Below are 6,138 nucleotides of genomic sequence, written 5' to 3' on the forward strand. Positions count from 1 at the left end.
GAAAACTGGTGTCCATGAGAGCACGTGTACTCGTCGTAGACGACGACCCGGCCCTGGCGGAGATGCTCGGCATCATCCTCCGGACCGAAGGCTTCACCCCCACCTTCGTCGTCGACGGCGAGAAGGCGCTCGCCGCGTTCAAGGAGCACCGCCCCGACATCGTGCTGCTCGACCTCATGCTCCCGGGCATGAGCGGGATAGACGTCGCCAAGGCCATCCGCGGCGAGTCGGGCGTCCCGATCGTCATGCTCACCGCCAAGTCCGACACCGTGGACATCGTCCTCGGCCTCGAATCGGGCGCCGACGACTACATAGTCAAACCGTTCAAGCCGAAGGAGCTGGTCGCGCGCATCCGCGCCCGCCTGCGCCGCGGCGACGACGTCACGCCCGAGCGCCTGGAGATCGGCAAGCCCGGCCTCCAGGTCCAGATCGACGTGCCCGCCCACCAGGTCACCCTCAACGGCGCCGAGGTCAAGCTGACGCCGCTGGAGTTCGACCTGCTCGTGGCCCTCGCCCGCAAGCCCCGCCAGGTGTTCACCCGGCAGGTCCTGCTGGAGCAGGTCTGGGGCTACCGCCACTCCGCCGACACGCGCCTGGTGAACGTCCACGTCCAGCGCCTGCGCGCCAAGATCGAGCCCGACCCCGAGCGCCCGCAGCTCATCCAGACCGTGCGCGGCGTCGGGTACAAGGCCGGACTCGGTTAAGTGAGCGGTGGGGAGGGCCGGGTGCGCGAGCGCCCGGTGTGGCTGCGACGGTTCTGGGGGCGCCTTGCCCGCTGGGCCGGCCGGGCCGCGCGGCCGCTCATCGACCGCTTCCGCGCCTCCCTCCAGCTGCGGGTCGTCGCCTCGACCCTCATCGCCTCCACGGTCCTGGTCCTCATCTTCAGCTTCGTGGTGGCCGGCTCGGTCACCTCCGGGCTCCTCGCCGAGCGTAAGGACACCGCGGTCGAGGAGACCCTGAACGCGGTCGAGCGCGCCGCCGAGCAGCTCGGCACCTACACCTCGTCCTCGGACAACTCGCTGGCCACGACCATGCAGCGGATCGTCAACGAGCTCGCCGAGGACCCCGTCTACGCGCCGGTGATCATGCTCCGGACCGCCGACGGGGACGTGGCCCGCTCGCACCCGGCCTCGGCTGACATCATGCCGTCCGAGGCGCTCCAGGCCGACGTCGCCGACCGCAAGACCGCGGCCCAGTACGGGAACTTCGCGATCGACGGGGAGGGCTCCAAGCCCTACCTCGTGGTCGGCTCGTACATCGACCTGAGCCTGGACTTCGAGCTGTACGCGTTCTACCCGCTCGAATCCCAGCAGGACGCCATCAGCCTCCTGCGGACCAACCTCGCCCTCGCCGGGGTCGCGCTCGTCCTCCTCCTCGGCGTCATCGCCGCGCTCGTCACCCGCCTGGTCGTGACGCCGGTCCGCGAGGCCGCCCGCACCTCCCAGCGCCTGGCCGCCGGGCTCCTGCACGAGCGCATGGAGGTCCGCGGCTCCGACGACCTCGCGCGCCTCGCCGGGTCGTTCAACCTCATGGCCGAGAACCTCCAGAGCCAGATCCGGCGCCTGGAGGAGATGTCGATGATGCAGCGGCGCTTCACCTCCGACGTCTCGCACGAGCTGCGGACCCCGCTGGCGACGATCCGCATGGCCGCCGACCTGCTGTACGACAACCGCGACGACTTCGACCCGGTCACCAAGCGCTCCACCGAGCTGCTCCAGCACGAGATCGACCGCTTCGAGGAGCTGCTCCAGGAGCTGCTGGAGATCTCCCGCTTCGACTCGGGGTTCGCGTCCCTCGAAGTGGACGCCGTGGACGTGGGGCGCATCGCCGACGACGTCGTCGAGGGCCTGTCCCACCTGGCGTCCGAGTGCGGCGTCGAGGTGACCGTGTCGCGGCCGAGGCGCCGCGTCATCGCCGAGGTCGACCCGCGGCGCGTCCAGCGCATCCTGCGCAACCTCGTCTCCAACGCCATCGAGCACGCCGAGGGCGGGCCGGTGCGGATCACCGTCGCCGAGTCGGACACGGCCGTCGCGGTCGCCGTCCGCGACCAGGGCGTCGGCCTCAAGCCCGGCCACGCCGACCGCGTCTTCGACCGGTTCTGGCGCGCCGACCCCTCCCGCAACCGCAAGACCGGCGGCACCGGCCTCGGGCTCGCGATCAGCCTGGAGGACGCGAAGCTCCACTCCGGGACCCTCCAGGCCGTGGGCGAGCCCGGCAAGGGCACGCTGTTCGTGCTCACGCTGCCGCTCCAGGCCGGGAACCGCGTCATCACCTCGCCGATCCCGCTGCGCCTGGACGGGCCGCGGAGCACCGGGAAGGAGGCCGCCCGTGCGACGCAGGACTAGCCTCGCCGCCGCGATCGCCCTGGGCACCGCCTGGGCCGCGGCCGCCTGCGGCATTCCTTCGAACAAGGACCCCGAGGTCATCGACGACGCGCCCACGAACTTCGGCGAGTCCTCGGGCACCGCCGCCGAGGTGTTCGAGCCGACCAGCGAGGCCGGCGAGACGGTCGGGAACTTCCTCAAGGCGCCCGCCGGGGACCCGGCCAGCCGCGACGACCGCCTCAACCTGTTCACCGCCTCGCACACCGAGCAGTTCTCCGACGCGGCCACGGGCATCCGCCTCCTCGACGACATCGTCATCTCCGTCGACGGCGGCAGCAACCCGATCGAGTCGGCGAACGTCACCGTCACCGGCACGATCATCGGCCTCTACCTCGACGACGGCTCGGTCCGCATGGGCACGCCGACCGCCTACGAGGAGACGTTCATGCTCAAGCGCGACGGCGGCCTCTCGGACATCTGGGAGTTCCAGAGCCAGCCGTCCCAGGTCACCCTGGACTACCAGCAGTTCCTCACGGCCTACACCGAGTCGCCCCTGTACTTCCAGGCCGACCAGTCCGAGCTCCTCGTGCCGGACCTGCGCTGGATCTACGACGACCTTGAAGCCGAGACCGGCCGCCGCCTCCTGCTCGACTGGCTGCTGCGCGGTCCTTCGGACCTCGTCGGCCAGTCGGCGCGCAGCGCGATCCCGACCGGGACCACCGGCAAGACCTCGCCGCGGGACGGCAGGGTCGAGGTCGACCTCCAGCTCGGCGAGCCGATCGACGACCGCGACGTGCAGGAGGCCATGGCCGCACAGGTCGCCTGGAGCCTCGGCCTCGCCGACGGGTTCTCGCTCATCGCCGACGGCGAGACCATCGCCGAAGGGACCCTTGAGAACTGGCGGGACTGGAACGCGATCCCCGAGAACCTCCCGCAGACCGCGTACTTCATCGCCGACGGCGCGGTGTGGGAGTACACCGCTGAAGGGGTCGTCACGACCACGGCATCGGCCGACCACCCGTGGGTCGGCTTCGCGGCCGAGGGCCTCAGGGAGGTCGCGATCGGCTCCGCCGACCAGCTCGCCGCGGTCGTCGCCGACAGCTCCGGCGACGTGCTCCAGACCGGCCCGACCGACGCCGCCCTCGGCGCCGTCACGGGCCTGGGGACCTCCCTGGTCGACCCGCAGTGGCACCCGGAGTCGGCGCTCATCGTCGTCTCCGACGGCGTGCCCACGGTCGTCGACCCGAACACCCGGACCGTGGTCCAGCCGTTCACGGTGGGGGAGTCGGTCACCGCGATGGCGCTCTCGGCCGACGGGCGGCGCCTCGCGTACGTCGAGGGCGGCCACGCCTGGGTCGTGCCCCTGATCGTCGACCTCGACCAGAACATCCAGACCGGCGAGCCGCGCCGCATCGGCACCGACGTCGAGGACGTCACCGACATCGCCTGGGGCTCCGAGAACTACCTGTGGGTCGCGGGGCAGCGCGGCAACGACACGCTGTTCAACATCGCGCTCGACAACTCCCGCACCATGGTCCAGCCGGGCACCTCGGGCCTGGTGTTCTCCGAGGTCGCGGCCAACCCGGCCGACCCGGTCGAGTCGAACCTCAACCGCGGCGACCCGGTCCTGGCCGTCGCGAACCAGACGCTGTACCGGATCCACACCGCCAGCGGGCCCGAGGGCGTGTCGAACGGGACCACGCCCGTGGGCGGCACCGCGCCGTTCACGGTCCTCCAGAGCGAATGAGAAAGGCCCGGGGCCGAAGCCCCGGGCCTGGAAAAGTCTGCCTGTCGCGTTACGCGTCGACGGTGAAGCCGACCGACCGCACGTTCGTGGCGGCGATCTCGACGTACGCGATCTTCTCGACCGGGACGATCACCACGCGGCCCTTCTCGTCGTCCAGGCGCAGGACGCCGCCGTCCTTCACGGCCTGGTCGATCGTGTCGGACAGGTCCTTCGGCGACAGCTTGCTCTCGACCACCAGTTCGCGGGGGGCGTACTGGACACCGATCTTGACCTCCACGGGCCCTCCTCAATCGCATTGCTCTGACGTTCAAGTCCGGTTGCAAGACTACTCGCGGCGACCCCCGGTCCACGGCACGGAGCGCTGCGCCGAGAGCGAACGGCCGCCCCCGAGAATTCACCTTCAGGGCGACTCAGACTTCGTCTTCCCTGGGGAAGTGCGAGATACCCCGCCAGGCGAGGGTGCTCATCAGCTGCACCGCCTCGTCCTTCGGGATCGCGCGGCCCGAGGCGATCCACTTGCGGGCCGAGACCTCGGCGGTCCCCAGCAGGCCCGTGGCCAGCAGTTCGGCGCGCGCCTTGTCCACGTGCGTGTCGGCCATGATCGTGTCGGCCATCGCCGCCACGCACTCGGCCTCCATCTTCAGCACCCGCTCGGCGACCTCGGGGTCGTTGCGCTGGTCGGACTCGAACACCAGCCGGAACGCCTCGCCCTGCACGTCGACGAACTCGAAGTACGCCCGCATCGCGCGGTTCACCCGCTCCTTGTTGTCCTCAGTGGACTGCAAGGCGTCGCGCACCTGCCCCACCAGCTCGGCCGCGCGGCCGTCCAGCAGCGCCAGGTACAGCTCCAGCTTCGAGGTGAAATGCTGATAGAGCACGGGTTTGGAGACCCCGGCGTTCTCGGCGATGTCGTCCATCGAAGTGCTGTGGTAGCCCTTCGAGACGAACACGTCCTGAGCGGCCCGCAGCAGCTGCGCGCGCCGTTCGCTCCTGGGCAGTCGGACCCGGCCCTCACCAGCGCTGTTCACTCCGGTACCTCTCTTCGGCTCATGTCGCCCATCCGTCAGTCGCGGGCACTTGCGACCCGAACGAAGTTTACGGAAACCTGAATACAGTCTCCCAGCGTACGGGGGCGACAAACGCGGGTTCGAGTCACTGGGCGCGCCACGGTACCTTGAGGGCGGGAATATGAAGGAGTTGTCTAGTGGTGTATGACCAGAACCGACCGGATGAGCAGCGTCCGAGCGGGGAGGAACGGGCAGCCCGCAGGAGGATCGGCAGGTCCTGGGGACCGCCGGCCGACGAGGGCGCCGAGACCGCCGACGCGGCCCGCCAGGGGATGGGTCAGGCGCCCGAGCAGTACCGGTTCGACCCGGACCGCGGACGGCGCCACCGCTACAGCGAGGACCCCACCGGACAGGTCCCGAACGTCCCGGTCGAGATGACCGAGACGGGCCCCATGGTCCCGGCCACCCGCCGCCCCTCGCCCGGCGAGCAGTTCGAGCCGATCCCCGCGGCCCCCCAGACCCCGCAAGGCCCCCAGGGCTTCCAGGCCGAGCAGGCCCCCGTGAACCCGTTCGCGCCGCCCGCGCCGGACCACGCCCCGCCGCACCAGGAGTACGCGCCGCCGCCCGCCCAGCAGTACGTCTCCCCTCAGCAACACGCCGCGCCCCCGCTCCCCCCGGCCCCCGACCACCAGGCCCCGCCGCCGATGGGCCCGCCGGCCCAGCAGTTCTACAGCGCCCCCGCCCAGGACTTCGGCGTCCCCCAGCAGCACCCCGGCTACAGCGCCCCGCCGCTGCCCGGCGACTACGCGCCCCCGCAGCCGACCCCCGCGCCGCCCGGCCCCAACCAGGAGTTCGTCCAACCCCCGGCACCCGAACCCCAAGCGCCGCAGCACTACAGCGCCCCGGTCCAACCGCAGCACACCGGCCCCATCGAGGTCCCGCAGGCCGCGGCCCCCAGCGCCCCGGTCTCGTTCGCCGCGCCCCCACAGCAGGAGTACGCGCCGCCCGCGAACCACCAGCGCCCCGCCCCGCCCGAACCGCAGGCCCCCAAGGCGGCCCC

5 protein-coding genes and 1 pseudogene are annotated in these 6,138 nt (G+C 71.3%); 4 read left to right on the forward strand and 2 right to left on the reverse strand.

The features are described 5' to 3' along the window. Window positions 1–14: 14 nt before the first annotated feature. From mtrA to DI269_RS21515, 3 genes are read left to right on the forward strand one after another with little or no spacing between them, the layout of a single operon-like run. Window positions 15–704 carry an MtrAB system response regulator MtrA gene (mtrA, locus tag DI269_RS21505; RefSeq protein WP_091048055.1) on the forward strand — a complete coding sequence of 230 codons (690 nt, stop codon included), beginning with the start codon at window positions 15–17 and terminating at the stop codon, window positions 702–704. A 21-nt stretch (window positions 705–725) separates the two neighbouring features. After that, window positions 726–2,345 carry an MtrAB system histidine kinase MtrB gene (mtrB, locus tag DI269_RS21510; RefSeq protein ID WP_112139661.1) on the forward strand — a complete coding sequence of 540 codons (1,620 nt, stop codon included), beginning with the start codon at window positions 726–728 and terminating at the stop codon, window positions 2,343–2,345. Continuing rightward, entirely contained in the window at window positions 2,329–4,071 is a 1,743-nt protein-coding gene (locus DI269_RS21515) for an LpqB family beta-propeller domain-containing protein (protein WP_112139663.1), read from the forward strand. The genes mtrB and DI269_RS21515 overlap by 17 nt, the downstream gene beginning before the upstream one ends. Before the next feature lie 49 nt (window positions 4,072–4,120). Here the strand turns inward: DI269_RS21515 and DI269_RS21520 are convergent, their stop codons facing one another. Together DI269_RS21520 and DI269_RS21525 are read right to left on the reverse strand one after the other, a co-directional pair. Beyond that, the gene (locus DI269_RS21520; RefSeq protein ID WP_112139665.1) at window positions 4,121–4,348 is read right to left on the reverse strand and encodes a DUF3107 domain-containing protein; all 228 of its coding nucleotides are present in this window, start codon (window positions 4,346–4,348) and stop codon (window positions 4,121–4,123) included. Between the two features lie 133 nt (window positions 4,349–4,481). Further along, window positions 4,482–5,099 (reverse strand): TetR/AcrR family transcriptional regulator, encoded by a 618-nt coding sequence (locus DI269_RS21525; RefSeq protein WP_112139667.1) that lies wholly within the window; start codon window positions 5,097–5,099, stop codon window positions 4,482–4,484. Window positions 5,100–5,275: 176 nt separating this feature from the next. Here DI269_RS21525 and DI269_RS21530 point away from each other — a divergent pair. Continuing rightward, window positions 5,276–6,138 (forward strand): annotated as a pseudogene (locus DI269_RS21530) (hypothetical protein); the annotation flags it as partial.

The organism is Glycomyces dulcitolivorans, assembly GCF_003265355.1.
Taxonomy (GTDB): domain Bacteria; phylum Actinomycetota; class Actinomycetes; order Mycobacteriales; family Micromonosporaceae; genus Glycomyces; species Glycomyces dulcitolivorans.